The organism is Bacillus sp. L_1B0_5 (assembly GCF_000836715.1).
In the GTDB taxonomy this organism is placed as follows: domain Bacteria; phylum Bacillota; class Bacilli; order Bacillales; family Bacillaceae_G; genus Bacillus_A; species Bacillus_A thuringiensis_S.
In genome coordinates, this window is sequence record NZ_JXIS01000183.1 from 1 (window position 1) to 2649 (window position 2649).

The following is a 2649-nucleotide window of genomic DNA, read 5'->3' on the forward strand; positions in this document are numbered from 1 at the left end:
CTGTTTGATTTTATCTTCTGGACCACCTACATAAAAGCGAACACGCTCGTTTTCTCCCTCTGGACGATACATCGTCATGCGGTACCAATCGCGCCCTTTTAACAGGCGTTCTAAAGGTTTTCGGCCCGAACCATGTACATGCCGAATCATTTGCCCTAGTTTATCTGGTGTGACTTCATCATCTATGTGTGGAATGAATAATACGTATCGATACCGCTTCTTTTCTAGGTATAAATAGATGCCATGTAAGACAATTCGTATGACAATTCCTAACAGGATCAATAAGGCAAACCCGCGAAACACACCGACTACAGTTGGCACCAGCTTCATCAATTCTGTGAGGATTTTTTCTTTAGAAAACCAGACAAATGCGACAGCTCCTATACCTAAAAGCATTTTCCAGTTCTTTTCTATGAAGTTTTCAATTTCTTTGTCGAGCTTGCTGTGCGCCACTTCTTCACTTCCTTTCTATCCTTGAAATGGCCTTATGCAAGGGCTACTAGTTTTTCACGATGCTTTTGTGTTCGTTCTTCAGCGGCTAGTTGAATCAAGATTTGAGGTTGCATGATCCCGTTTTGAGGTTTGTTAATTTGATCTAAGAGTGTTTTATAGTTGAAGAGTTCTTGTTTCACTTGTTCAATATCTAATTCACCATTTATCATTACTTGTTCTTTCCAGAACGTTTCCCAGCAATCATGACGGTTGTTCGTATGCATCCGCTTTTCCACCTTTCCATTCAAAGTAATATTGTTGGAGAACCACTTTTTCTTCATAACCTCAGTAATTCCGATGTTTTCATAAACAGCTCATTTATAGATTTTGTTTTTTCTTCTGCAATTGGATAAAGTGTATTTAAAATATCTCTACAAATTGTTTCGATACCTTCTAATTCTTTTTGACTTTCTAATCTATCGCTTTTCCCGTTCATGAATTTTGTAGCAATTAAATCAATTCTCATTTCTAATTGTTCTAATACCTTATCTGCAACGGTCTTTTCGTTTTGCATCATTATATTTCCCCCTCTCGTTTTCAGATTGTTTTTGTGAAGAATGCTCTTAGAAAAAGCACTCTTCACTCCTTTAAGGTTGTTTATTTATAAAATTTATGAGCTTTAGAATAGGGGTCTAGCGTGACTAAGAGAGAAGAGAAAATCATGCTCTTTCCCATTCTTCCCGTCCATTCTTGTGTACGATTATTTGTTGAAGGTGTATGTGTTTTATGTGGAACTCAACCTATATAAAACCCACGTTTACTTCGCATATGCTTAATTGGTTTCATAAGAAAACCTCCTGTATTGTTTTATCTTTCTATATCGTTAAATAGAAATATTGTATAGTTTTAAGCGATGAGTGGGTCTAATTCTAAATAAACATCAAATCTGTGCAATAACTCTTCTGGTATCGCTTGAAAACTCACAAAAACTCTTACATTCAGTTCCTCTAGTTCTTCTAAAAGATCGACGAATCCCTCTGGATTATTGGAATACAACCTTAATCCTTCATCTATGACAACGACATCCGATTGTTTGCATGTTTCTATTTCGGTTTTACTTAGAAAAGAATCTTTTGATGTAAAGGTGATAATGTGAGCACCCATTTTTTCGTATTCTTTATACTCTCCCTCCCCATCTAAGACAGTCGCTTGTTGATGATCCGCCATGACAAGGGTAAGAAGTTGCTTCATTAAACCTGTTTTTCCTTTTCCTGTTCCACCTCGTACCAGGATATTTCTATTTTCTTTTTCAAATACAAATTGAGGATTCATTTTGTTCCCTTGATTCCCTATAACAATGGAATTTGACTTACTCATGTCATACCATTTTGGTTTTCTAAATGCTGGGATTTGTGCACTTCTTCCAATAAATGTTCCACACATAGCAATCTCACCTTCCCATTCGTATCAGTTTTTTATAGAGCTACTAAATCTAATTCCTCTAAATCTGTAGAAAGAATCTTAATTTCTTGTTGGTGTTCTTGAAACAGAACATGTTGGATATTTTTTCGCAACTGAAACCCATCTTCAGGTAATGCTAGCAAATACGACTTTTTGTATTTGGTCCCATCCATCTGATAATGTACATCTAATATGCACATTGAATCCCGCCCTCCCTTATCAGTTGAGAGTGTTTTACAATTCTTGATTCTTACGTTTTCTATATGCGTAAACAGCTAGGATGCTACCAAGAACGACAAATGTAATACCAATCCATTTCCAATATGGATTTTCAGCTTTTCCGCCTGTTGTTGGTAAATGGCTTTCTACTTTCTTAGGTTGTTCTTTCATCGATTGTGGTTGTTTTACAATGTTTTGTGGTTTCTCTGGTGTTGGTACAGGCTTTTCAATGACCTGTGGTGTTTGTGGTTTCTCTGGTTGTGGTTTTGGTTGTTCTGGCTGTGGTTGTTCCGGTTTCTCTGGTTGTGGCGTTTCTGGTGTTGGTGGAACTTCTTTCTTCTGATCTGCTACAACATGTTTGATGATCTCACCATCTGTTTTAATTTCAAAAGAGAATGTTTCTTCATTGATTACATATCCCTCTGGTGCGAATGTCTCTTTATATGTGTATTTACCAGCTGGTAATTTCTCAAACTTTGCAATGCCTTGTTCGTTTGTTTTTCCTTTTACAACTTCCTGGCCTTGCTCGTTATAGAT

At 36.7% G+C, this 2649-nt stretch carries 5 protein-coding genes and 1 pseudogene; all 6 read right to left on the minus strand.

The genetic code is table 11. The features are described 5' to 3' along the window. Positions 1–453: pseudogene (locus RT27_RS31400) on the minus strand (ATP-binding protein); the annotation flags it as partial. Positions 454–485: 32 nt separating this feature from the next. Beyond that, on the minus strand, positions 486–716 hold the full coding sequence (locus tag RT27_RS31405; protein WP_231577726.1) for a hypothetical protein: 231 nt from the start codon (positions 714–716) through the stop codon (positions 486–488). A gap of 53 nt (positions 717–769) precedes the next feature. Then, positions 770–1009 (minus strand): hypothetical protein, encoded by a 240-nt coding sequence (locus tag RT27_RS31410; protein ID WP_043939173.1) that lies wholly within the window; start codon positions 1007–1009, stop codon positions 770–772. 329 nt (positions 1010–1338) lie between these two features. After that, positions 1339–1875: a type IV secretion system DNA-binding domain-containing protein gene (locus RT27_RS31415; RefSeq protein WP_043939175.1), complete on the minus strand. Its 537-nt coding sequence runs from the start codon at positions 1873–1875 to the stop codon at positions 1339–1341. Positions 1876–1907: 32 nt separating this feature from the next. Next, entirely contained in the window at positions 1908–2093 is a 186-nt protein-coding gene (locus RT27_RS31420) for a hypothetical protein (RefSeq protein ID WP_043939184.1), read from the minus strand. A 34-nt stretch (positions 2094–2127) separates the two neighbouring features. Next, on the minus strand, positions 2128–2649 hold a 522-nt coding region (locus RT27_RS31425; RefSeq protein ID WP_043939193.1), incomplete at its 5' end, for a prealbumin-like fold domain-containing protein.

What these genes read in the sequence shown, in the direction of transcription:
- RT27_RS31420 (WP_043939184.1), bottom strand. Translation starts at nt 2,093, where the DNA reads ATGTGCATATTAGATGTACATTATCAGATGGATGGGACCAAATACAAA.
- RT27_RS31405 (WP_231577726.1), bottom strand. Translation starts at nt 716, where the DNA reads ATGCATACGAACAACCGTCATGATTGCTGGGAAACGTTCTGGAAAGAA.
- RT27_RS31415 (WP_043939175.1), bottom strand. Translation starts at nt 1,875, where the DNA reads ATGTGTGGAACATTTATTGGAAGAAGTGCACAAATCCCAGCATTTAGA.
- RT27_RS31410 (WP_043939173.1), bottom strand. Translation starts at nt 1,009, where the DNA reads ATGATGCAAAACGAAAAGACCGTTGCAGATAAGGTATTAGAACAATTA.